Origin of the sequence: Hominisplanchenecus sp., assembly GCF_046967715.1 — a bacterium.
Lineage (GTDB): Bacteria > Bacillota > Clostridia > Lachnospirales > Lachnospiraceae > Hominisplanchenecus > Hominisplanchenecus faecis.
On the sequence record NZ_JBKVNQ010000026.1, the window covers coordinates 11,574 to 35,466 of the forward strand.

Genomic DNA, 23,893 nt, shown 5'->3' on the forward strand with positions numbered 1-23,893 from the left:
GTTTTCACCCTTACCGTTCTTTCACAATATCGGATATATCATCCAGTCCCTGATTGGTCGTGACAACGATCACCTTATCCCCGATGCTCATCACGTCCTGACCGTTCGGCATGATCAGCACACCGTCACGGTAAATCGATGCGATCAGCAGATTTTTTTTCAGAGACAGTTTCTCAAGCGGAATGTCAAGGATCGGAGACGACTGCCGGATCACAAATTCCAGTGCTTCCACACGGTTGTTTACCAGGCGGTAAAGTGTCTCTACATTACTGCCGATGGTATTTTTCATGGCACGTACATAACGCACGATGTATTCTGCCGTCACATACTTCGGATAAATGATACTGTCAAGATCCAGTTTGTTGATGACTTCATCGAACGTGGTATTGTTTACTTTTGTGATACTCTTGATCTTCGGTGCATGCTCTTTTGCAAAGAGTGAGAGCAGGATATTTTCTTCGTCCACATCCGTCAGCGTCACAAAGGAGTCCATCCAGTTCACGCCTTCTTCCATGAGGACATCCTGATCCGTTCCCTCACCGCAGATGATCGTCGCCTTCGGCAGAAGGTCGCTTAATTCTTCGCATCGCTCACGGTTTTTGTCGATGATCTTGACATCAATGCCCATGGTCAGAAGCTGTTTTGCCAGATAATAGGCTGTTGTACTGCCGCCTATGATCAGGGTATCACGAACCTGATCCGTCTGGACTTTGATCTTTTTAAAGAACTGACTCGCCATTTTCGGCGGTGCCACGATCGACACGATATCACGCTCCTGCAGCACGACATTTCCATCCGGAATGATAACCTGATCTCCGCGGACAACGGTGCATACCAGCACTTCGCAGTGAAGCTTTGCCCCCATATCTGCGATCCGCATATTATTCAAAACAGAGTTTGCCCCGATACGGAACTGCAAAAGCTCAATGTGTCCGTTTGCAAAAGTCTCGATCTTGATGGCAGATGGGAAACGTAAGATCCTTGCCATCTCGGAAGCTGCCGCCTGTTCCGGATTGATGACCATCGCCATACCAAGCTCTTCCCGGATAAAGCGGACTTCCTGACTGTACTCCGGATTCCGCACGCGGGCGATCGTCTGACAGCCGTTTCCGGCTTTTTTGGCGATCAGACAGCACAGCAGGTTCAGCTCATCTGAACCAGTCACGGCGATCAGCAGATTTGCCTCCCGGATGCCTGCCTCCAGCTGGACATTATGGCTGCTTCCGCTTCCTACCACGCCCATAATATCACACGCATTTGATATATCCTGCACTTTTTCGGCATCTTTATCTACAATAACAATATCGTTTCCTTCATTACTCAACTGTTCTGCCAAGGTTGCTCCTACTTTTCCGCAGCCCACGATAATGATCTTCATTTCTTTTTCCTCACCTTGAATTTTCTGTTTTTCGATTTCCTTTCTCTGTCCAAATACAGGTAAGCCGAAAACGGCCACTGAGCTTTGTATCTGCTCTATGGCCGCATCTTCCGTCGGAAATTCCCTTTATTCTTCTGTTGTTTTTATATCCATAACCTGTTCCAAGATCTGTGCTGCGTCTTTGATACATCCGTCACAGGACCGCAGAACCTTGCCTGTCCCGATCCCTTTCAGATCCTTGCAGACCACGGAACCGTTCTTCTCTCCAAATTTCTGAACGATCTCTCTGCTGACACGATATGTCGCACCTTTTGTGACCGGTTCTTTTGTATTGCGGCTGCTCTTTAAAAGTCCTGCCACCATACAGGCTCCCGAAACGGCTCCGCAGGTACACTGCATACCGCCCATACCGGCTCCGAATCCTTCTCCTGCCGCAAAAATAAGATTTTCATCCACTTCCACCAGATCTGCATAGGCACATGCCACTGCCTGACAGCAGTTGTAACCCTTCCCATGATTCTCCAGCGCTTTTTCTACTCTGCTGCTCATTTTGATTCCTCCATTGTAAAACCACGTTTCTCACGCCGAATAATATTGCAATTTTACACTACTTTCGCTCAAATTACAAGAGGTATCAGGATTTTCACATAGAAATTCTCCCCTCTTGAGCCGTATTGAAACTGACCGCCACGGTTTTTGACTGTTTTTCTTACATTGTGAATCCCATATCCATGCATTCTGTCGTCTTTTTTGGTCGTCCGGAAGATTCCCTTTCTTACCTGTGCATGTGCTTCGCAGCTGTTCTCCACGATCAGCATAAACATCGAATGATGTTTTCGTACTTCAATCTTTACCATGCGTTTTTCTTCTTCCAGCTTTTCACATGCCTCTATTGCATTGTCCAAAAGATTTCCAAGCAGAATGCACAGTTCTTTATCTGCAAGAGCGATCTCTCCGATCATATCTGTCTTAATTTCATATAAAATTTTCTTTTTTTCCATGGCAAGCAGCTTATATTCCAGGATCATGTCAAGGATCAGATTCTGCGTCCACTGCCTGTGCCGGTCTTTTTCCAGCGGCCGCAGTTTTCCGATATATTTATGGAGACGCTCATACTCTCCTTTTTCTGCCAGCTTCCACATCACCAGGTTGTGATTGTTCATATCATGATATAAACGACGGTTTTTTTCGTATTCCATCGCCAGCTCTTCATACTGATGCTCTGCCATATCCACCCGCATCTGCAAAATCTCTTCTTTTTGTTTCATATCGTGGTAGATCAGATAAATCATGCACAGAATCCCCAGAAATACAACCATTGCCCAGATACTGCTCTTGAACACGATCTTACTGCTGCTACCGAGCAGAACATTCTGGAAATAGAATACGGCAGAAGATCCGATCAGAAACAGCAGCGAAACGAGCATCCAGTTGACTTCGATCTCATGGCTTTTCTGCCATTCCCAGATCCTCAATACTAGAATACAGAGCATGATCCTGCTGATATTCAATGCCAGTATGCTGACCATCCCAACGTCTGCATACTCTGCTCCGATACAGAACAGCAGTACAATCCAGGTGCGACTCAGTTCCTCCAGTACCTGAAAACAGCCAAACACCAGAAATGCCCGCCAGATGGAAACTCTTCTTACTGCCCACAGAAGCAGTGCCAGAATGCCGCTTTTGAATATAAAAATCTCAGCTGCCGAAACACCTGCTTTACCCAGGCATCTGAAAAAGACATTCATCCCCACCGAAGCACACAGATAGATCAGGCTTTCTTTTCGCTCTACCATTTCCGGCTTCAGACCTCTGGCAGACACATCACATATCAGAAACACTTCCAAAACCACGATCAGATACTCTGCAATTGCAAAACCGGTCATCTCCATCCTCTTTCCATATATTCACTCATTTTCTGCATGATCTCTCTGTTATGTCCTCTTCCTACCTTGATCAAATCCCCATTGTCCATCGTAAGCATTCCCTTTTCCAGGCGTTCCACATGAAGCAGATTCACAATATATCCCCTCTCTGCCATGACAAACTGCTCTTTCGGGAGTTTTCCGGCAACCTCTTTTAAAGATTCCCTGTTTGCCTTTTTTCCCTGAAGTGTCACAAAAATGGAATTCTTCTGTTCTTTATAAATATAACAGATCTCACGCAGTGCTACTTTTTCGAACACGCCTGCTCTTTTTACCAGATACTGTCCTTTGACATGTATGCCGATCTCCCGGCAGATCTGCCGCATCGTCTGTACCAGTTTCTTTTCCATATTTTCTTTGATAATATAATGAAATGCCCGGACTTCGTACCCGAAAAGTGCATATTTTTCGTATGCAGTCAGGAACACGATGTATGCCCTCTCCTGTATTTTTCTGATCTCTTTTGCAAGCTCCAGTCCATTCCCGTCCGGAAGTTCAATATCCAGAATATAAACCGTGAACAATTCCTGCGACAGCTCACTTTGCAGCTGACTGAATGTAGAAAAACACTCAACTTGAAAATTTTCCTCTTTGAAATTCCGTTCTATCACTGCCTTCGTGCTTTCTCTGACCATATAGTCATCATCTACAATCGCTATTCGGTACATAACCAATTCTCCTGTATTTTTAAGTACATTCTCCTTATAGAATATATAGGAATTATCAGAAAAAATCAATTACTTTTGTGCCTCAGTCGAAAACAGGGAGCTCTTCTTCAGAGCTCCCTGTGCATAAGCTAGGCGGATACAACTCACACTCGTTTACTGACTCACACTTCAATCCCATATTCTAAAAGCCCACCTACCTGAGATGATTATATGGTTTTTTGTCTATTTTGTACGCTTTTGTCCGTAAATTGTCTTTTTTTGTCCGTAAATTGCAAAGATGCCAGGGTCATAAGCCTGAAACCACGATGTGCTTGCACAGGAGTGGTTTACGACTTAATGACCCGCCCCGACATGAGCATAAAAGTGGAGCGTAAGCTTCACGATATGCGAATGTCGGACAGAATTGTGAGAGTACGAAGTACGGAACAATTCGTATGGCATCTTTTGTCTATAATATCTTGCAAAGATATGTTATTCCTGATCCAGAATTTCTTTCAAAATTTTGTTAACACTCGCCGGATCTGCTTTTCCTTTCATGGCTTTCATGGTCTGTCCCACCAGAAATCCGATCGCTTTTTTCTTGCCGCCTTTGTAATCGGCTACCGACTGTGGATTCTCAGAAACAATCTGCTCGATAGTGGCCTTAAGTGCACCTTCATCGTTCACCGTTTTCAGTCCATGTTCTTCGATGTAAACTTCCGGATCAACATTCTCTTTGAAAATCTGCTCAAAGACTTCTTTCGCCACCGAACTGTTGACCGTTCCGGCATCTGCAAGATCTACCAGTTTTGCCAGATTTTCCGGTGCAAAAGAAAGATCTTCCGGATCCATGTTGTTTTCTTTTAACAGTCGCAGGGTCTCACCCATCAGCCAGTTGGATACTTTTTTCGGCTTTTTGCAGATTGCAGTTGCCGCCTCAAACAGATCCGCCATATGTTTGGAGTTTGTGATGATCTGTGCATCGTAATCCGGGATATCAAATTCTTTTTTATAACGTTCCAGTTTCTCGCTGCGAAGTTCCGGCTGGCGTGCCTTCACCTCTGCGATCCATTCGTCACTGATCACAACCGGTGTCAGATCCGGGTCCGGGAAATAGCGGTAGTCCTGGGCATCTTCCTTGGAACGCATGGTAAAGGAACTTTCTTTGTTGTCATCCCATCTTCTGGTCTCCTGAATGACCTTTCTGCCCGCCTCGATCAGCTCGATCTGACGCTCTCTTTCGCCTTCGATCGCATGTGCAATGGCTTTGAAAGAGTTCAGGTTTTTCATCTCGGTTCTGGTGCCAAACTTTTCTGCTCCGACTTCGCGCACGGATAAGTTGACATCGGCACGCATCGAGCCTTCCTGTAGTTTGCAGTCTGATGCTCCGAGATACTGGATGATCTGACGAAGTTTTTCCAGATAGGCAATGACTTCTTCTGCACTTCGCATATCCGGCTCGGACACGATCTCGATCAGCGGCACACCGCTTCGGTTGTAGTCTACCAGGGAGCAGTCTTCCCACTCATCGTGCACCAGTTTTCCGGCATCCTCTTCCATATGGATTTCGTGAATCCCGATGATCTTTTTGCCTCCGGCTGTCTCGATCTCCACACCGCCGTCATGACAGATCGGCAGATACAGCTGTGAGATCTGATAGTTCTGCGGGTTATCCGGATAGAAATAATTTTTACGGTCGAACTTACAGTACTGATGGATCTGGCAGTTTGTTGCAAGTCCCACCGCAAGGGCATACTCAACCACCTGTTTGTTCAGTACCGGAAGGGAACCCGGCATACCGGTGCAGACCGGGCAGGTATGGGTATTTGGTGCTCCTCCGAAAGCAGTGGAGCAGGCACAGAATATTTTTGTTTTGGTCGCAAGCTCTACATGGACTTCCAGACCGATCACGGTTTCATACTGTTTACTCATCTTATTTTGCCTCCCCTTCTGCTGTTTTTGCAAGCTTTGGTGCTTCGTATTTCCTTGTCTGTTCATACGCATACGCCGCACGGATGATATTCTTTTCTTTGAAGCAGTCCCCGATCAGCTGCAGACCGATCGGCAGCCCTTTTGCATCTCTTCCGCACGGAACGCTCATGCCCGGAAGTCCTGCCAGATTAACAGAAATCGTATAAACATCACCGAGATACATTTTCAGCGGATCACTTAAAGAATCTCCGATCTTCGGTGCGGTATTCGGAGCCGCCGGTCCTAAGATCACATCATATTTTTCAAATGCTTTGTCAAATGCTTTTTTGATCAAAGCTTTTGTGCGAAGTGCCTTCAGATAATATGCATCGTAATATCCGGAACTCAGTACAAAGGAGCCAAGCATGATACGACGTTTTACTTCCGCTCCGAAGCCCTCAGAACGTGTCTTTTTGTACATATTGTGCAGTCCTTCGTAATCTTTTGCACGATAGCCATATTTCACGCCGTCAAATCTTGCCAGGTTGGAGCTGGCCTCCGCACAGGCGATGACATAGTAAGCCGGGATTGCATATTCTACAAGGCTTAAATCAAACTCTTCCACAATAGCTCCCTTTTCTTCCAGCACTTTTGCCGCAGCCAGAATTGCCTCTTTGACTTCCGGATCCAGTCCTTCTCCGAAATAATCTCTCGGAATGCCGATCCGCATGCCCTTCACATCATCCACAAGAGCAGAAGTGAAATCATAATCTTCCCGTTTTACGGAAGTGCTGTCCTTTTTATCGTAAGATGCGATCGCCTCCAGGATTGTCGCACAGTCTGTCACATCTTTTGCCACCGGTCCGATCTGATCTAAGGAAGAACCATAAGCGATCAATCCGTAACGGGAAACGGTTCCGTAAGTCGGTTTTAATCCTGTCACACCGCAGAAAGAACTCGGCTGACGGATCGATCCTCCGGTATCGCTTCCAAGTGCAAAGAGACATTCACCTGCTGCCACAGCTGCACAGGAACCGCCGGAAGAGCCGCCCGGTACGTGTTCCAGATCCCATGGATTTCTGGTCACACCATAGGCTGATGTCTCAGTCGTACTTCCCATCGCAAATTCATCCATGTTGGTCTTTCCGATGATTACCGCTCCGGCTTTTTCCAGATTTTTGACTGCCTCCGCTGTGTAAGTCGGTTTGAAGTTTGAAAGGATTTTCGAACTGCAGGTAGTTAAAACTCCCTCTGTACACATATTGTCTTTGACAGCTACCGGAACACCTGCCAGCGGACCGTCAAGCTCTCCTGCATCGATCTTTGCCTGGATCTCTTCCGCTTTTTTCAGGACTTTTTCTTTGTCTTTCAGTGTCACATAGGCGTGAACGTCTCCTTCCACTGCCTCAATCTGTTCGAGTACGGCACTTACAGCTTCTGCAACTGTAATCTCTTTCGCTTTGATCTTTTTGCCAAGCGTCACTGCTGTCAATTCTGTTATCTTCACTGTGTGCCTCCTATTCTACCGTTCGCGGTACTTTATATGTTCCGTCTTTTTCTGCCGGTGCATTTTTCAGCATATTGTCTCTGTCATCGCCGTTTGTGACCACATCCTCACGAAATACATTGTACACCGGGAAAATATGGGACATCGGCTCTACACCTGCTGTATCCAGTTCATTTAATTTATCAATATAATCCAGCATGCGTTCCATATCTTTCCTGGCTGCTTTCTGCTCTTCTTTTGAAAGTTCCAGCTTTGCCAGAATGCCCACATACTCCATTGTCTCATCTGAGATCACATTTGCCATGTTCTTTCTCCTCTCTTTGCCGCCATATAAAATATCTTTTCTTTGCAATTCTTATTCTATTATCTGTCTTATTTTTGTTTTTCTATGGCTCCAGTCTGCTCAAGTCTCTCGGGAAGAGGGTTGTCTCTCTTACGTTGTCCTCGCTGATCAGCTGCATGGTCAGTCGCTCCAGCCCGATACCAAGTCCTCCGTGAGGCGGCATGCCATGACGGAACGTATCAAGATACTGCTCCAGTCCTTCCGTTGTCATTTTCTTCGCTTCGATCTTGTCAAGCAGCTGCTGATAACTGTGGATACGCTGTCCTCCGGTTGTGATCTCCAGTCCGCGAAACAGAAGGTCAAAACTTAAGGTAAATCTTGCATCCTGCGGATCATCCATCGCATAGAACGGACGCTTTTTGCTCGGATAATGTGTGATAAACACAAAATCTGCACCATAATCTTCTTTGAACAGCTCCCCGATCAGATGCTCTTCTTCCGGCTCCAGGTCGTATGGATTGCGGATCGTACGGTTGTATTTCTCTGCAACCATCTCTTTTGCTTTGTCAAAACGGACCGCCGGAATTTTCGATACATCCGGAAGTGTGATGCCAAGCATATCCAGCTCTTTCTGATAATCCTTTGCCAGAAGTTTCATCGTGTACTGTAAAAATCCGGTCTCCATCGCCATGATATCTTCAAATCCGTCGATGTATCCCATCTCAAAATCAAGAGATGTATACTCGTTCAGGTGACGTTTTGTGTTGTGTTTCTCTGCACGGAACACCGGTCCTGTCTCAAATACCCGGTCAAACACACCAACCATCATCTGTTTATAAAGCTGCGGGCTCTGCTGCAGGATCGCCGGTCTGTGGAAATACTCCAGTTTGAAGAGGTTTGCACCGCCCTCTGCACTTTTGGCCCCAAGCTTCGGTGTGTGGATCTCCGTAAATCCCTGCTCATAGAGGAAATCGCGGAAACTGCGGACCAGACCTTCCTGGATCTTGAATTTCGCACGTTCTCTGACATTTCGAAGAGAGATCGGACGCATGTTCAGTTTCGCTTCCAGTGAAGTATTCAGCTTCCATTTGGAAATCGGCAGCGGCAGCGGTTCATCCGGCTCGCTCAGCACTTTGATCTCTTTCAATCGAATCTCAATGCCGTGTGCAGCACGTTCTTCTTTGCGGATCGTACCGAGTACTTCCACCGCAGATGCTTCTTTGAGTTCTTTTAAGTCAAAGGCTGTCACACCTTCTTCAAACACGCACTGCACCAGACCGTCACGCTTACGCAGGATCACAAATGCCACATTTCCCATATCACGGATCGTATGCACGGCTCCGTTTACTTTTACCTCTGTGCCTTCTGCCTGCACCAGTAACTCACCAATCTCCAATGTTTTTGCTTTTTTTACGCCTTCTAAATACTCCATCATAGTCTTTCGTCTCCTTTCAACTTTTCGCTGTCCGGGAAAAGAATGGAATAAAAAAGTCCCGAAACAGCACTGAACTGTTTCGGGACGGATAAACTTTATCCGCGGTACCACCCGCCTTGCAGATAAATCATCTGCCTCTCTTGACGTTTAACGCACGCTCACGTACCGCCCTACCTGTATCTCCTTCGAACGGTCTGCTCCGAAGTGTTCCCATCTTGCCGCTTCCGCCAAAAAGTGCTCTCAGTCGGTGACACTTTATTCCTGTCGGCTTTCACGATCATGAGTCTTCATCTCAGCATTTGCATGATGCCAGGGGCAAAAGCCTGAAACCACGATATGCTCGCACAAGAGTGGTTTTATGGCATCTCTTAATCGTTTTATCATTTTTATGATTCAAAATCATAGCACAAGTTTTTTCTGTTTGCAAGTATTTTTTATAAAAAATATCGTGTATTTTTTAACAAACGCAATAGTTTTTAAAGTTTTTTAATCCGATCGATTGCTTTTACAGTATTCTCGTAAGTACCGAATGCAGTCAGACGGAAATAACCTTCTCCGCTTGGTCCGAATCCGGAACCCGGTGTTCCGACCACGTTTGCTTTTTCCAGCAGATAATCAAAGAATTCCCAGGAATTCATCTGCTCCGGCGTCTTCAGCCATACATACGGGGAGTTCACGCCGCCCGCAACGGTATAGCCGGCTTCTTTGAGTCCGTTGAAGATATAAGATGCATTCTTGTGATAATATGCGATCTGTTCTGCGATCTGAGCCTTTCCAGCCTCGGAATATACCGCTTCTCCGGCTCTCTGGATGATGTAAGGTGCACCGTTGTATTTTGTGCCGTGTCTTCTTGCCCAGAGTGCATGCAGCTGTACATCGCCGCATTTGAGCTCTTTCGGGATAACCGTGTATGCAAGACGCAGTCCGGTAAATCCGGCTGTCTTGGAAAAGCTGCAAAGCTCAATGGCACAGGTTTTTGCACCTTCACACTGATAAATAGACACCGGGATATCTTTTTCTGTGATATAAGCTTTGTAAGCAGCATCGTAGATGATGACTGCACCTGCTTTATTGGCATAATCTACCCATACCTGAAGCTGTTCTTTTGTGATCGCCTCGCCGGTCGGGTTGTTCGGGAAGCACAGATAGATAATATCCGGAGTCTCTTTCGGCAGTTCCGGGCAGAAATTGTTTTCTGCGGTACAAGGCATGTAGATCACATCACTCCAGGTCTCACTTTTCGGATCGTAAGTGCCGGTTCTGCCTGCCATAACGTTGGAATCCACATAAACCGGGTAAACCGGATCACATACCGCAATTTTATTGTCCAGAGAGAAAATCTCCTGAATATTTGCAGAATCGCTCTTTGCACCGTCGGATACAAAAATCTCATCTGCTGCGATGTCACATCCGTAAGCTTCATAATCATTCTTTGCGATCGTCTCACGCAGAAATGCATAGCCGAGATCCGGTGCATAACCTTTGAATCCCTCTGTTGTGGTCTGCTCATCAACTGCTTTGTGCAGTGCTTCGATCACGGCCGGTGCGATCGGCTGTGTCACATCACCGATACCCAGACGGATGATCTCTGCCTGTGGATTAGCCGCTGTAAATGCATTGACTTTTTTCGCGATTGTAGAAAAAAGATAGCTTCCCGGTAACTTCAGATAATTATCATTTACTTTAAACATATGTGCCTCCTGTGATTCTCATTTCTGCCGGCAGTTCCGGCATTTTTATAAAGTGGATCTTCATCGCCCGCTTTTGCTTTTACTCATGGCAGTCTTTTTCATCTGCCTTGTATCGTTACAATTTAATTTCGCCGTCGAAGACGACTTCTGCAGGGCCCGTCATAAAGACAGTATTCTTCTGCTGATCCCAGAAAATCTCCAGATCTCCGCCAAGCAGCTTTATGGTCACCGGCTGATCTTTTACCACATAGCCATTCAGAATGGATGCCACTGCCACCGCACATGCACCGGTTCCGCAGGCAAGTGTTTCACCGGCTCCGCGTTCCCATACACGCATCTCAACAGTATGATCGTCCAGTACTCTGGAAAATTCTGTGTTGACACGATCCGGAAAACACGGATGCGTCTCAAAAAGCGGTCCGATTTTTTCAATATCCAGACCTTTTACATCGTCTATATAAACAACTGCATGCGGATTTCCCATAGAAACACCGGTCATGCGATATTCCCTGCCGCCTGCCGTGATCGCTTCATTGATGACCTGCGGATTTTCCGATACGATCGGGATCAGGCCTGCATTTAAGATCGGTGCCCCCATATCCACACGGACCGTCTTCACTTTTCCGTTTTCCACCTGCAGTTTCACGTATTTGATGCCGCTCTTTGTCGCAATGCTGATTTCATCTTTATCTGTAAGTCCATAGTCATAAACATACTTTGCCACGCAGCGGATCCCATTTCCGCACATTGCTCCCTGAGAACCGTCGGAATTATACATATCCATCTCAAAGTCTGCTTCCAGCGAAGGTTTGATCAGGATCAGTCCGTCCGAGCCGATCCCAAAGTGGCGGTCGCTGACCTTTCTGGCAACTTCTCCCGGATTTTCAACCGTCTCTTCCAGACAGTTGACATAGACATAGTCATTTCCTATGCCCTGCATTTTTGTAAATTTCATCTGTTCGCCATCCTTTCCTGGTCTGCCTGACGACAGTTTAATACTTCATCAGGGCAAAAATCATTTTTGCTGTCTCTACCATATTGTTTCCACTATCCATACTACATTTCTGCATATAACGATGTGCTTCTTCTTCTGACATATGGTTTCGCTCCATCAGTAACTTTTTCGCATCCAAAATCACTTTTTTCTCTGCTTCGGAACGTTCCTTCGGCTGTGACTTCTGTCTCCGCCTGCGTCGATACATTCCGGCCGCCATCATCTCCAGCGTATTGGCAAGATCTCCGATACGCAGCGGCAGCGGCAGAGATACAATATCCCTGCGGTCGCAGGACTCCAAAATATGCATAGATGCTACCAAAAGCATCTGGAACGAAGATGCCAGACTTTCCCTCAAATCCGCATACATCATATCGTTAAAACGGTATCCGCAGATCACAATGCCGTCTTCCAGATTGTCTATAATCTGCAATACCTGTGCACCGGTACAGCATACACCGATCACGCTGTATCCATTTCTCGCCAGAAGGTTACGGATATTTTTCGCATCTTCCAGCTTTGGAAATACAACTATTATGTTTACCACTGTAACCCTCCTCCTCTTGTACAATCTTAAAAATCAAGATCCATCTCGGGAGGAAAATTTATATGCGGTAAAGATACTGATCCAGTTCCCATCCGGAAACCTGGCGGGAATATTCTGCCCATTCTTTCTTTTTCGCCTTGGTATAACGCCGGCTGGTGTGTGTTCCAAGCACCTCTTTTACCAGCTCGTCCTTTTCCATTTCATAGACTGCTTCCAGAAGATTGTTCGGCAGGACATCAATCCCCTCTTCCTGGATCTCTTCTTCTGTCATATTGAAAATATTTCTATCAACAGCTGCCGGAGGCATGATCTGCTTCTGGATGCCGTCCAGTCCTGCTGCCAGGCAAACTGCCAGCACCAGGTATGGATTTGCCGACGGATCCGGACAACGCAGTTCTATTCTCGTGCCCTCCCCACGTTCTGCCGGAATGCGGATCAGCGGGCTGCGGTTTGTGCCTGACCAGGCAATGTAAACCGGTGCCTCAAATCCCGGAACCAAACGTTTGTAAGAATTGACCAGCGGATTGGTGATCGCACACATTCCCTTGACATGCCGCATCAGACCGCCAATAAAATAGTATGCTTCCTGACTCAGGCCATTTGGATCACAGTCATCCGCAAAAATATTTTTTCCATCCTTTGACAGGGACATATTGATGTGCATGCCGGAGCCATTGATACCGGTCTTTGGCTTTGGCATAAAGCTTGCATGCAGTCCATGGCGTTTGGCGATCGTCTTGACTGCCAGCTTGAATGTCATGATATTGTCTGCCGTCGTCAGTGCCTCGTCATAACGAAAATCGATCTCGTGCTGTGCCGGTGCCATCTCGTGATGAGATGCCTCGATCTCAAATCCCATATCTTCCAGCGTCAGAACCATATCACGCCTTGCATTCTCACCAAGATCCATCGGACCTAAGTCAAAATAGCCTGCACGTTCATGTGTGATCGTCGTCGGCTGTCCATTGTCATCCGTATGATACAAGAAAAACTCACATTCCGGTCCGACATCAAACTGATAACCAAGCTCTGCCGCCTGCTTTACCACTTTTTTCAGAATATATCTCGGATCCCCCTCAAACGGCTCCCGATTCGGACGGTACACATCACAGATCAGTCGTGCCACCTTTCCCTGCTGCGGCCGCCACGGAAAAACATTTAACGTATCCAGATCCGGATAAAGATACATGTCTGACTCCTCGATCCGCACAAAACCTTCAATCGAAGATCCGTCAAACATACAGTTGTTATCCAGTGCCTTTTCCAGCTGGCTGGAAGTGATCGCCACATTCTTCATCGTTCCGAAAATATCCGTAAACTGAAGGCGTATAAATTCTACATCTTCCTCCTGCACAAGACGCAGGACATCCTGTTTTGTATACTTCATATATTCTCCTTTTATGATTCCCATTAGAAAAAGCCTGATAATATGCAAGTCTGCGAAGCAGACATTTTCATTTTCGAATCTCTGCACAATTATTTCATTCTTCTTTTTTATTTACAAGGGATTTTCCTTGTAAATAGAAAAGAAGGGTGCACTGAATAAATCAGAACACCCTTGTTCCAGTCAAATTAGTTTGCATTTTCAGCATCCGCTCATGACGAAGTCACAAGTGCTCTGCTTTTTCATAAAAGCCTTTCTTTTATATGATAGCAGTGCCGCCTTTATTTGTCAACCGCACGGTTTTCATTTTTTATCATTCCAGCCCCAGCGGACTTCTCACATACTGGAATCCGGCTGACCATGCTTCTCCTGTCATAACTCCGTTCTGGCTTGAGGAGCAGTGTACGACCAGCAGGCTTCCGTTGTCATTGACTCCGACTACGATGCCGACGTGGTTGTCGTCTCCTGCACTTGCCGGATGATAAAAGACAAGATCACCAGGTCTGGCACTCTGGCTGTCCACCATCTCGCTTGCATTCCACTGTGTTGTGGTATGATTGCCGATACCGGCATCCTTGCCGCCAAGTCCGTTATAGTAAGACCATGCAACAAATCCACTACAGTCCAGACCATAGGAACGCACCGTTCCACTGCTCTTGCTGCCCTCTGCGGACACGGTCATCGGACTTCCCCAGCTGTCATCCCAGCCGATTGCATAGGACTTGCCGCCCCAGAAATAGCCGACTTTTCCGATCAGGCTGCACGCTGCTGCCACGATGGAAACACGTTCTTCACTGACATCGCTGCCTGCCTCGGAACGCACAAATCCTTTGGATGCCGTAACGATTGCACAGAGCTGTCTGCATTTTGTGGACGTGTATTTCTCCAGTATAGCTGTCTGCTCTTCATCTGCACCGTAAAGTGCTATGTAATCCTGAACCGACAGTGCACGGTATTCTTTTGCATCTGTTTCTGCCACTTTTTTTGTTTCTGTTGATTCTTCCGCATCGGCTGCCTTTTCTGTTTCTGTTGATTCTTCTGCTTCTGCCGCCTTTTCTGTTTCGGCTGATTCTTCTGCTTCTGCCGCCTTTTCTGTTTCGGCTGATCTGCCTTCGGTTTCAGAGACTTCCTCTTTCTGGATTTTCTCCAGTTTGCGTAAAATTGCAGAATTGCTTCTGACATTCATCAGGAAAAAAATCTGCTCCAGATCATCCCTGCAGGACTTGTCCATCTTTATGCCGGCGTCCTGTCCGTACTTCATTACATAAACAGCCAGCACATCCTGCCAGTTTTCTGCCAGAAAATCTTCCGGTTTGTCCAGAAACTCTTTATAATCTGCTTCGATCTTGTCCATTGTCTTTTCGAACTCTTCATCAAACGAAATACCATACTCACTGGAAAGTTCACTTAAATAAACACTGTTTCCGGCAATGATATTGGAAGCATAATCGGCTGCCGCATCAGAATGATCCACCTGTTCGCTCTCATCATCCGGTTTCTGAATGTCACCTTTCTGACTGTCCTTGTCATCCGCATCGTCTTTTTTATTCTTATCGTCCTTGCTGTCACCCTCTGACTTCTTATCGCCGTCTTTTTTATCCGAACCATCGTCTTTTTTATCGCTGTCCGATGTCCCATCCTCTTTGGATGCATCCGTATCCCCTGTCTGAGATGCATTTGTTTCTGTTTCGGCTGCCGCCGTCTCAGTCTGCCGCGTTTCCAGTTCCGGCTTCGTCTCCGGCTGACTGGTCTCAGTCTCCGTTGCCGGTGTCTCGCTCTGACTCGTCTCCGGCTGACTGGTTTCTGTCTGAGAGCCTTCCGTGTTACTCTCCGCCTCTTTCTGAAGCTCCGTCTGCAAACTCGATGCATAAGCCACCGGTGCTGTACTCATCAGCATACTCCCAGCCAGCATCATGCAGCCTAATTTATATAAATATCTGTTTTTCATTCATCTTGCCTTTCTTCTATAACCTGAACACCTTTTACCCCTGGCATTATAATTTTTAATTATAGAAGTTTTTGGATGAATTTTCAAGTAGTGACACAGAATTTTCACAGATGACCTTTCATTGCTCTCCTATTTTTCTATTACACATTGATGCTTTTTACTGCTTTTATCATAATTAATGCTTCTTCTATGTGAACACTTTCCCTTATTTTTGCTGATAGCAGACGATCGACCTCCTGCCAAAAAAAGACCAGGCTTCCACCTCTTGGTTTCTGCCTGATCTTTCTGATATACTATGTATTGGATGCGATATGATTTTTCAACTCCCACTGACATAAGCATCCCCCTCACCCACCGCTTAGTGCTCTGCACACTTGAAGCGGGGAATGGTTCTCTACGTTCAATCTGTGATTAGTCGTTGTATCCGTTTGGATTCTGGCTCTGCCATCTCCAGGAATCTGCACACATATCTTCGATGCCGTATTCTGCTTCCCAGCCAAGCTCTTTCTTTGCTTTTTCCGGTGCACAGTAGCATTTTGCGATATCGCCAGGTCTTCTCGGTTTGATCTGGTATTTGATCGGATGTCCGCATGCTTTTTCAAATGCATGTACAACCTGCAGAACGCTGTATCCGTTTCCAGTACCTAAGTTGTAGATGCTTACGCCTTCTTTGTCAGCCAGTTTCTGGATTGCTTTTACATGGCCGCGTGCCAGGTCTACCACGTGGATGTAGTCACGTACGCCTGTTCCGTCCGGTGTATCGTAGTCATCGCCGAATACACCGAGGCACTCCAGTTTGCCGATCGCTACCTGTGCAACATACGGAAGCAGGTTGTTCGGGATACCTTTCGGATCTTCTCCGATCATGCCGCTCTTGTGTGCGCCGATCGGGTTGAAGTAACGAAGCAGGATCACGTTCCATTCCGGATCTGCTTTCTGGATATCGGTCAGGATCTGTTCCAGCATCCATTTTGTCCAGCCGTATGGGTTGGTGCAGGTGCCCTTCGGGCATTCTTCTGTGATCGGGATCATTGCCGGATCACCGTATACGGTTGCGGATGAACTGAAGATGATGTTCTTTACGCCATGATTTCTCATGACATCGCACAGTGTCAGTGTACCTGCGATGTTGTTCTGGTAATATTCCAGAGGTTTTACGGTAGATTCTCCTACTGCTTTCAGTCCTGCGAAATGAATGACTGCCTGTACATCTTCTTTATCAAAGATAGCATCCATTGCTTCTTTGTCGCAGATGTCTGCTTCGTAGAATGTTACTTTTTTGCCTGTGATCTCTTCTACACGATCTACTGCTTTTTTATTTGCATTGTACAGATTGTCTACGATGACTACTTCATAGCCTTCGTTCAGCAGTTCCACACAGGTGTGGCTTCCAATATATCCAGCTCCGCCGGTTACCAAAATTCTCATAGTATTTACCTCCTAATCAATTTGATAAATAGTTTCTTTATATTTATATTTTCGTGATAACAAGGTTAAACGATGCCATACGAATTGTTCCGTACTTCGTACTCTCACAATTCTGTCATCACCGTTTTACAGTGTTGCGATAAATCTCATGAAGGCTTCTCTTCCTTCCGGTGTGCATTTGTATACACCGGCATCTTCCAGAACGCCTACGAATACATGTCCAACTTCCTCTTTGAGGATATCCATCACATTATCTTTGTTCAGTTCCGGATGTTTCGGCAGGAAGGATTCTACCCAGTCTGCATGTTTTTCCAGAGCTTCGTTGGAACGGATGTCTTTCTTCTCGATGATATAATCTGCCAGATCCTGAAGCTCTGTTTTCAGTCGTGCCGGCAGGATTGCCAGACCCATAACTTCGATCAGACCGATGTTTTCTTTTTTGATGTTATGTTTCTCTGCATGCGGATGATATACGCCAAGCGGATACTCATCTGTCGTCAGGTTGTTTCTCAGAGCCAGATCCAGTTCAAACATATCGCCGACTTTTCTTGCGATCGGTGTGATCGTGTTATGTGGCTCTCCATCTGTCTCAGCAAAGATGTTTGCATCGGCGTCGGTATAGCCTCTCCATGCACCAAGTACATGGTCAGCCAGATCGATCAGACGTTTCTCGTCTTTGCAGCGAATACGCAGTACGGACAGCGGCCATTTTACGATGCCGGCTTCCACATCCTCGTATCCCGGGATCTCAACGTGTTTCTCGATCGGTGCTTTTGCCATTGCAAACTGGTAATTGCCGCCCTGATAGTGGTCATGGCTTAAGATAGAGCCGCCTACGATCGGCAGGTCTGCATTGGATCCGAGGAAGTAGTGTGGGAACAGTTTGATAAAGTCAAACAGTTTCACGAACGTTGCTTTCTCGATCTTCATCGGGATATGCTCTCCGTTGAATACGATACAGTGCTCATTATAATATACATACGGTGAATACTGGAATCCCCACTGTGTTCCGTTCACTGTGATCGGGATGATCCTGTGGTTCTGTCTTGCCGGATGGTTGACACGTCCTGCATAACCTTCGTTCTGACGGCAGAGCAGACATTTTGGATAACCGCTCTGTTTTGCCAGTTTTGCTGCTGCGATCGCTTTCGGATCTTTTTCCGGTTTGGATAAGTTGATGGAAATATCAATGTCTCCGTACTGACTTGGCACTTTCCAGCGAATATCCTTTTTGATACGATAACGGCGGATGTAGTTAGTGTCCTGGCTTAATTTATAATAGTAGTCTGTTGCTTTTACCGGTGACTCTTTGTACAGCTCTTTGAACGTTCCGATCACCTGTGCCGGACGCGGAACCAGGCAGTTCATGATCTTTGTGTCAAACAGGTCACGGTAAACAACACTGTTCTCTTTTAATACGCCTTTTTCAACTGCATAGTCCAGCAGCTCTTCCAGAACTTCTTCCAGATCCACATCTTTGAACTCTGTCTCCGGCTCGGTATATTCTTCCTCCCCAAACAGCTCCAGCAGCTGGTTGGTGGTATAAATACGTTCTTCTTCCGGTACCAGTCCGCTCTCTATGCCATACTGTACCAGACGTTTTACATTTTCATCAAATGTCATGACGTTTCCTCCTGCTTAAATTTCTTTTGCTCCGTCTCCGATTTCCACTACATAGAATTCAGCTTCATGTCCTGTCTTTTCTTTGTAAGCTTTGCCCAGTTTGTCGATGAAGTGATCTACTGCATCATTCTTTACGATACTTACGGTGCAGCCGCCGAATCCGCCGCCTGTGATACGGGAACCGATCACGCCTTCGGTCTCCCATGCCAGATCTACCAGTACGTCGATCTCTTCGCAGGATACTTCATAGTCATCTCTCAGAGATACATGTGAAGCATTCATCAGTTTACCGAATTTCTCTACGTCACCTGCATTCAGTGCTGCTACAGCCTGGATAGTTCTCTGGTTTTCGTATACGGCATGATGTGCTCTCTTCTGGCGAACCGGATCTTTGATGGCATCTTTATATTTTTCGAATTCTTCTTCGCTTAAATCGCCAAGTCCTTTGATATCTACAACTGTCTGCAGCTCTTTTAATGCTGTTTCGCATTCGTTTCTTCTGTCATTGTAAGCAGAATCTACCAGGCTGTGTTTTACTTTACTGTTTGTGATAACGATCTTTGCATTTTCCAGTTTTACACTTGCATATTCATAGCTAAGATCGCTGGTATCCAGGAAGATCGCATGGTCTTTTTTGCCCATTGCCACTGCGAACTGATCCATGATACCGCAGTTGCATCCGTTGAAGTTGTTCTCAGAATACTGTCCGATCAGTGCCAGATCGATCATGCTGATTCCTTCGAATCCAAACAGATCACGTACTGCAAGTCCTGTCAGTACTTCCAGAGATGCGGAAGAAGAAAGTCCGGAACCGTTCGGGATCGTGCCGTAGATCAGGATATCCATACCGGTCGGGATCTTGTATCCTCTGCCTTCTATTGCCCACATAACTCCCTTCGGATAGTTGGTCCATCCTGCTTTTTCAGAATATACCAGATCATCCAGGCTTGTCTCGATCACGCCCAGTTTGCTGAAGTTTTCAGAATAGAAACGGATCGTACGGTCTTCACGTTTGCGGACGATCATGTAAGTTCCGATGCTCAGTGCACATGGGAAAACGTGTCCTCCGTTGTAGTCTGTATGCTCTCCGATCAGGTTTACACGTCCCGGTGAAAAGAATGAACGGATTTCTCCACCTTCCCCATAGATGGATACAAATTTTTCAATCAGTTTTGCTTTCATGTCACTTCTCCTTTTTCTTATTAAATGATGTGGGTGTCAAAAGATGCCATACGAACTGCTTCTTCTGTAAAAATCGCAGCTCAAAAACATTCCCGGTTACGTCCGGCTCTGTGTCCTTGACGTTCACGCTAATATAAGTATAATGAGACTTACAGAAAAAATCAACAAGTATCATAATAAAAACTATAATTATATTGAGGTATTCTATGCAAATCCAGACCAATCAGAAACAACGTGAACTAAAAGACCACGGAACGTTTGCTTTTCCGGTAAATGTAAGCCATGAAAACCTGTTTTCTTATGAGCGAAGTTCCTTTTTCTGGCACTGGCATCCGGAGATTGAGCTGACTTTGATCGTATCCGGAGACATCAATTATCAGGTAAATGACAAAACTTATCATCTCACCACCGGCGAGGGACTTTTCTGCAATGCCAACATGCCGCACACCGGACACATGTATAATAAGGAAGACTGTGTTTATATTTCCACGACCTTTGACCCACGTATCATTTATGGCTTCGAATCCAGCCGCATTCAGACAGCCTATGTCACACCGCTGACACTGGACGACCGTTTTTCTTCCATCAAATTTTCCCCGGATGTCGCATGGCAGGCAGAAATCCTTGCAAACCTGACAAAAATCTGGGAAATTTCTTCTTCCAAGGCTCCGTGCTGGGATTTTCAGATTCAAATCCTGCTCTCCAGGATCTGGCTGATCCTGTATCAGAATACTGAGCCACAGACCGAAACGCTTCCTGCGGTACAGCGTGACCGGGAACGTCTGCTGGTGCTGCTCTCCTACCTGCACGACCATTATCAGGAAAAAATCCTGCTCGAACAGGTTGCCGCTCAGATCAATATCTGTAAAAGCGAATGCTGCCGCTTTTTCAAAAGTCATATGAACGAATCGCTTTTTGACTACCTGCTGCATTACCGCATACAGAAAAGCCTGCCGCTTCTGCAAAACACCAACAAAAGTATCACTGATATTTCACTGCTGACAGGCTTTTCTAGTCCCTGCTATTTTTCTAAAATTTTCAAATCCGAAATGGGATGCACACCGCGGGAGTATCGCAAAAATGCACTCAAGACTCCTTCGCCGGAAGCTGAGCCAGAATGATCGCCGCAAACATGGCAACACAGCCAAGTCCTTCCCGCATACTTAAGGTCTGGCCAAGCAGCAGCCATCCAGCCAGCACAGAAATACAGGACTCTAGGCTGAGGATCAGCGATGCAATGGTCGGATCCATCCCTTTCTGACCGACGATCTGAAGGGTATAACCGACACCGCAGGACATGATACCGGCATAAGCGATCGGTTTCCACGCCAGAAGCACTGCGGATAACTGCGGCTGTTCCGCAAAGAGCATCGCAATGCCGGATAACAGACCGCACACCAGAAACTGGATGCAGGACATCTTCACACCGTCCACCTTCGGCGAAAAATAATCCACGATCAGGATATGTACCGAAAACAGAATCGCACAGACAAATACCAGAATATCTCCGTATCCAATTGAAAACTGTTCGTTTATGCAAAGCAGATACAAACCCACAACTGCCAGAAGCACCGACAGCCAGATCATCGGACTGCATTTCTTCTTCATAAAAAGTCCGATCACCGGAACGATCACAATATAACACGCTGTAATGAAACCGGCTTTTCCGACGGTTGTATATTGGATGCCGATCTGCTGGAAATTGCTTGCCAGGCACAGGGCGACACCACAGCAGATCCCGCCGGCCAGCAGTGTTTTTCGCTGTGCTTTTTTTTCCTCTTCGCTGACTTTTTCTGCCTTTGCCTTTTTTTCCCGCTTCAGGAAAAAAATACACGGGATCAGCACCAGTCCTCCCAGAATACTTCTCACAAAGTTGAAGGTAAACGGTCCGACATACTCCATCCCCACGCTCTGGGCAACAAACGCCACGCCCCAGATGCATGCCGTCAGTAAAAGCAATGCGGAACTTCTCAGATTTCCTTTTTTCATTTTTACAATTCCTTCCTTATTTCATTAGCTTTCATCATATTCTTTTCTTTTTCGAAAGTCAATGGCGGATTTCTTTATGTTTTTCAACGAAATATCATAAATTTTTATATTTTCTTTTATTGGGAAATATGGTACAATGACTGTCAGTAGGGTCTCAATAATTGTGAAAGTTGCATAAATACCGGCATCTTTCACATCCCAAAATCACTATAACAGAAAGAATATGAGGTGTACACAAATGGCAATAGATAACAGCTTTATCATCAAAAAACTTCAGGGACTTCCAGAGATGTTCGTTATTTTCTCCCAGTCCACCAAGCATCCTTATGTAACCTGTAACGAAGAATCTTTCGATGACCAGATACATATCTTCTCAGACGCTGAGGCAGCACATGCTTATGTTGTTGCAAAAAATGAGCAGGAAAAAATCCCGGTGGTATCCGTAAGAGTAGCAGCAGAGCAGTTCCTTCATTTCTACGGTACACTCTACGCTCTCGGTGTCAACGGCGTGGTACTGCATGACAATGATACGGAAACCTCTCTCGCTCTTGAAGCGATCGTTCACAGAAGACATAATCCGGACGAACTTCCGGAAAAACAGCGTCCTGTCATCAATCCGGAGCTGATGCTCACTTCCCTGTATTTCCTGCAGGAGATGCGTCGTCCGGTCAGCGAGGAAGAAAAAGAAAAAGCTGATCTGCGGGCAATGGACGAAGAACTGGTTGCCAATCTGGTACGCGGCCGTTTCTTAAGCGGTATTATTGTAGACGAAAGCGAAAAAGATGCTGACAGTAAAGCAGAAAATCCTGACGGCAACACGGAAGACGGAAACATCGAAGAAGCCAAAGAATCAGAAACAGAAGAAGAACAGCCAAAGAAAAAAAATAACATCCGTGTTCCGTATGTCAACAATCAGAACGGCGAGATGTATCAGGCTATCTTCACAGACGGATACGAGCTTCAGAGGTTTGATCCGAAGAAAAGACTTCGTCCGGTTGTCGTGAAATTTGATGATCTGGAGAAGTTCCTGGTGAAAGATGCAAAAGGTTTTTTGTTAAATCCGACCAGTACTGCCCTGCCGCTTCGCCGTGAGCAGCTGCCTGCTTTCAAAAAACGTATTGATGGTTAACTGAAAAAGGCACAGGAGTAAAATCCTGTGCCCTCTTTTATTTCCTGTCTGCGGTTTGCCGGACTTCAGCTCTCAGATCAGAAAATCTTTTAATCGCTTACTTCTGGACGGGTGACGCAGTTTCCGCAAAGCCTTGGCTTCGATCTGACGGATACGCTCACGTGTTACGTTGAACTCTTTTCCGACTTCTTCGAGTGTTCTTGCTCTTCCGTCTTCCAGACCAAATCTCAGTTTAACAACCTGACGCTCTCTGTCTGTCAGAGACTCCAGTGCTGTTGCAAGCTCTGCTCTGAGCATGGAAAATGCTGCGGAATCTGCCGGTGAAAGTGCGGAATCATCCTCGATAAAGTCTCCCAGATGACTGTCATCCTCTTCTCCGATCGGAGTATCCAGTGATACCGGATCTCTGGAGATTTTGAGAACTTCTCTTACACGTGACACAGAGACATTCAATCTCTCTGCAACTTCTTCCGGGGTCGGTTCACGGCCAAGCTCCTGAAGCAGCGTTCTGGTCATACGAAGTGTCTTGTTGATGGTCTCTACCATATGTACCGGCACACGGATCGTTCTTCCGGTATCTGCGATACCTCTGGTGATCGCCTGACGGATCCACCATGTCGCATAGGTACTGAACTTATAACCTTTGGTATAGTCAAACTTGTCAACGGCTTTCATCAGTCCCATATTTCCTTCCTGGATCAGATCCAGAAACGGCATTCCACGACCGACATATTTTTTGGCAATGCTGACTACCAGACGAAGATTGGCTTCCGTCAGCTGTTTCTTTGCTTCTTCATCTCCTGCTTCCACACGCTTTGCAAGCTCTACCTCCTGCTCGGTGGTCAGCAGCGGCACGTTTCCGATCTCTTTCAGATACATACGCACCGGATCT

20 protein-coding genes are annotated in these 23,893 nt (G+C 46.2%); 2 read left to right on the forward strand and 18 right to left on the reverse strand.

Annotated features, from left to right (window positions below):
- Positions 1 to 10: 10 nt before the first annotated feature.
- From trkA to ACLTL4_RS05525, 16 genes are all read right to left on the reverse strand, one after another.
- Entirely contained in the window at positions 11 to 1,414 is a 1,404-nt protein-coding gene (gene trkA / locus ACLTL4_RS05450; RefSeq protein ID WP_412290723.1) for a Trk system potassium transporter TrkA, read from the reverse strand.
- Between the two features lie 90 nt (positions 1,415 to 1,504).
- Positions 1,505 to 1,927 carry a C-GCAxxG-C-C family protein gene (locus ACLTL4_RS05455; protein WP_412290672.1) on the reverse strand — a complete coding sequence of 141 codons (423 nt, stop codon included), beginning with the start codon at positions 1,925 to 1,927 and terminating at the stop codon, positions 1,505 to 1,507.
- A gap of 68 nt (positions 1,928 to 1,995) precedes the next feature.
- Complete coding sequence (locus ACLTL4_RS05460) at positions 1,996 to 3,264, reverse strand: sensor histidine kinase (protein ID WP_412290674.1); 1,269 nt, start codon at positions 3,262 to 3,264, stop codon at positions 1,996 to 1,998.
- Positions 3,261 to 3,971 carry a LytR/AlgR family response regulator transcription factor gene (locus ACLTL4_RS05465; RefSeq protein ID WP_412290675.1) on the reverse strand — a complete coding sequence of 237 codons (711 nt, stop codon included), beginning with the start codon at positions 3,969 to 3,971 and terminating at the stop codon, positions 3,261 to 3,263. Before ACLTL4_RS05465 ends, ACLTL4_RS05460 begins: the two co-directional genes overlap by 4 nt.
- A gap of 471 nt (positions 3,972 to 4,442) precedes the next feature.
- Positions 4,443 to 5,882 (reverse strand): Asp-tRNA(Asn)/Glu-tRNA(Gln) amidotransferase subunit GatB, encoded by a 1,440-nt coding sequence (gatB, locus tag ACLTL4_RS05470; protein WP_147631725.1) that lies wholly within the window; start codon positions 5,880 to 5,882, stop codon positions 4,443 to 4,445.
- A 1-nt stretch (position 5,883) separates the two neighbouring features.
- Complete coding sequence (gene gatA, locus ACLTL4_RS05475) at positions 5,884 to 7,368, reverse strand: Asp-tRNA(Asn)/Glu-tRNA(Gln) amidotransferase subunit GatA (RefSeq protein WP_412290676.1); 1,485 nt, start codon at positions 7,366 to 7,368, stop codon at positions 5,884 to 5,886.
- A 10-nt stretch (positions 7,369 to 7,378) separates the two neighbouring features.
- Positions 7,379 to 7,672, reverse strand: a complete 294-nt coding sequence (gene gatC, locus ACLTL4_RS05480) for an Asp-tRNA(Asn)/Glu-tRNA(Gln) amidotransferase subunit GatC (RefSeq protein WP_147631723.1) — start codon at positions 7,670 to 7,672, stop codon at positions 7,379 to 7,381.
- An 82-nt stretch (positions 7,673 to 7,754) separates the two neighbouring features.
- Complete coding sequence (gene aspS, locus ACLTL4_RS05485) at positions 7,755 to 9,083, reverse strand: aspartate--tRNA(Asn) ligase (RefSeq protein WP_412290724.1); 1,329 nt, start codon at positions 9,081 to 9,083, stop codon at positions 7,755 to 7,757.
- 479 nt (positions 9,084 to 9,562) lie between these two features.
- Positions 9,563 to 10,777 (reverse strand): LL-diaminopimelate aminotransferase, encoded by a 1,215-nt coding sequence (locus ACLTL4_RS05490; RefSeq protein ID WP_022119956.1) that lies wholly within the window; start codon positions 10,775 to 10,777, stop codon positions 9,563 to 9,565.
- A 115-nt stretch (positions 10,778 to 10,892) separates the two neighbouring features.
- Positions 10,893 to 11,732, reverse strand: coding sequence for a diaminopimelate epimerase (dapF, locus tag ACLTL4_RS05495; protein WP_022119957.1), 840 nt, complete (start codon positions 11,730 to 11,732; stop codon positions 10,893 to 10,895).
- 37 nt (positions 11,733 to 11,769) lie between these two features.
- Positions 11,770 to 12,318 carry an ANTAR domain-containing response regulator gene (locus ACLTL4_RS05500; protein WP_173865635.1) on the reverse strand — a complete coding sequence of 183 codons (549 nt, stop codon included), beginning with the start codon at positions 12,316 to 12,318 and terminating at the stop codon, positions 11,770 to 11,772.
- 58 nt (positions 12,319 to 12,376) lie between these two features.
- Positions 12,377 to 13,705 (reverse strand): type I glutamate--ammonia ligase, encoded by a 1,329-nt coding sequence (gene glnA / locus ACLTL4_RS05505; protein ID WP_412290679.1) that lies wholly within the window; start codon positions 13,703 to 13,705, stop codon positions 12,377 to 12,379.
- 310 nt (positions 13,706 to 14,015) lie between these two features.
- Positions 14,016 to 15,593, reverse strand: coding sequence for an NlpC/P60 family protein (locus ACLTL4_RS05510; RefSeq protein WP_412290681.1), 1,578 nt, complete (start codon positions 15,591 to 15,593; stop codon positions 14,016 to 14,018).
- A 468-nt stretch (positions 15,594 to 16,061) separates the two neighbouring features.
- Positions 16,062 to 17,078, reverse strand: coding sequence for a UDP-glucose 4-epimerase GalE (gene galE / locus ACLTL4_RS05515; RefSeq protein ID WP_022119961.1), 1,017 nt, complete (start codon positions 17,076 to 17,078; stop codon positions 16,062 to 16,064).
- 126 nt (positions 17,079 to 17,204) lie between these two features.
- Positions 17,205 to 18,701: a UDP-glucose--hexose-1-phosphate uridylyltransferase gene (galT, locus tag ACLTL4_RS05520; protein ID WP_022119962.1), complete on the reverse strand. Its 1,497-nt coding sequence runs from the start codon at positions 18,699 to 18,701 to the stop codon at positions 17,205 to 17,207.
- A gap of 15 nt (positions 18,702 to 18,716) precedes the next feature.
- Positions 18,717 to 19,883, reverse strand: a complete 1,167-nt coding sequence (locus ACLTL4_RS05525; protein WP_022119963.1) for a galactokinase — start codon at positions 19,881 to 19,883, stop codon at positions 18,717 to 18,719.
- Positions 19,884 to 20,089: 206 nt separating this feature from the next.
- On the opposite strand from ACLTL4_RS05525, the gene ACLTL4_RS05530 reads away from it, so the two are divergent.
- On the forward strand, positions 20,090 to 21,004 hold the full coding sequence (locus tag ACLTL4_RS05530) for an AraC family transcriptional regulator (protein WP_022119964.1): 915 nt from the start codon (positions 20,090 to 20,092) through the stop codon (positions 21,002 to 21,004).
- Here the strand turns inward: ACLTL4_RS05530 and ACLTL4_RS05535 are convergent.
- Positions 20,970 to 21,872, reverse strand: coding sequence for a DMT family transporter (locus ACLTL4_RS05535; RefSeq protein WP_022119965.1), 903 nt, complete (start codon positions 21,870 to 21,872; stop codon positions 20,970 to 20,972). The two genes, ACLTL4_RS05530 and ACLTL4_RS05535, sit on opposite strands and share 35 nt — an antisense overlap.
- Before the next feature lie 238 nt (positions 21,873 to 22,110).
- On the opposite strand from ACLTL4_RS05535, the gene ACLTL4_RS05540 reads away from it, so the two are divergent.
- Complete coding sequence (locus ACLTL4_RS05540; protein WP_022119966.1) at positions 22,111 to 23,001, forward strand: SseB family protein; 891 nt, start codon at positions 22,111 to 22,113, stop codon at positions 22,999 to 23,001.
- A 72-nt stretch (positions 23,002 to 23,073) separates the two neighbouring features.
- On the opposite strand, the gene rpoD is transcribed toward ACLTL4_RS05540, so the two are convergent.
- On the reverse strand, positions 23,074 to 23,893 hold an 820-nt coding region (rpoD, locus tag ACLTL4_RS05545; protein WP_412320309.1), incomplete at its 5' end, for an RNA polymerase sigma factor RpoD.

What these genes read in the sequence shown, in the direction of transcription:
- ACLTL4_RS05455 (WP_412290672.1), bottom strand. Translation starts at nt 1,927, where the DNA reads ATGAGCAGCAGAGTAGAAAAAGCGCTGGAGAATCATGGGAAGGGTTAC.
- ACLTL4_RS05460 (WP_412290674.1), bottom strand. Translation starts at nt 3,264, where the DNA reads ATGACCGGTTTTGCAATTGCAGAGTATCTGATCGTGGTTTTGGAAGTG.
- ACLTL4_RS05465 (WP_412290675.1), bottom strand. Translation starts at nt 3,971, where the DNA reads ATGTACCGAATAGCGATTGTAGATGATGACTATATGGTCAGAGAAAGC.
- gatB (WP_147631725.1), bottom strand. Translation starts at nt 5,882, where the DNA reads ATGAGTAAACAGTATGAAACCGTGATCGGTCTGGAAGTCCATGTAGAG.
- gatC (WP_147631723.1), bottom strand. Translation starts at nt 7,672, where the DNA reads ATGGCAAATGTGATCTCAGATGAGACAATGGAGTATGTGGGCATTCTG.
- aspS (WP_412290724.1), bottom strand. Translation starts at nt 9,083, where the DNA reads ATGGAGTATTTAGAAGGCGTAAAAAAAGCAAAAACATTGGAGATTGGT.
- ACLTL4_RS05490 (WP_022119956.1), bottom strand. Translation starts at nt 10,777, where the DNA reads ATGTTTAAAGTAAATGATAATTATCTGAAGTTACCGGGAAGCTATCTT.
- dapF (WP_022119957.1), bottom strand. Translation starts at nt 11,732, where the DNA reads ATGAAATTTACAAAAATGCAGGGCATAGGAAATGACTATGTCTATGTC.
- glnA (WP_412290679.1), bottom strand. Translation starts at nt 13,705, where the DNA reads ATGAAGTATACAAAACAGGATGTCCTGCGTCTTGTGCAGGAGGAAGAT.
- ACLTL4_RS05510 (WP_412290681.1), bottom strand. Translation starts at nt 15,593, where the DNA reads ATGAGTACAGCACCGGTGGCTTATGCATCGAGTTTGCAGACGGAGCTT.
- galE (WP_022119961.1), bottom strand. Translation starts at nt 17,078, where the DNA reads ATGAGAATTTTGGTAACCGGCGGAGCTGGATATATTGGAAGCCACACC.
- galT (WP_022119962.1), bottom strand. Translation starts at nt 18,701, where the DNA reads ATGACATTTGATGAAAATGTAAAACGTCTGGTACAGTATGGCATAGAG.
- ACLTL4_RS05525 (WP_022119963.1), bottom strand. Translation starts at nt 19,883, where the DNA reads ATGAAAGCAAAACTGATTGAAAAATTTGTATCCATCTATGGGGAAGGT.
- ACLTL4_RS05530 (WP_022119964.1), top strand. Translation starts at nt 20,090, where the DNA reads ATGCAAATCCAGACCAATCAGAAACAACGTGAACTAAAAGACCACGGA.
- ACLTL4_RS05535 (WP_022119965.1), bottom strand. Translation starts at nt 21,872, where the DNA reads ATGAAAAAAGGAAATCTGAGAAGTTCCGCATTGCTTTTACTGACGGCA.
- ACLTL4_RS05540 (WP_022119966.1), top strand. Translation starts at nt 22,111, where the DNA reads ATGGCAATAGATAACAGCTTTATCATCAAAAAACTTCAGGGACTTCCA.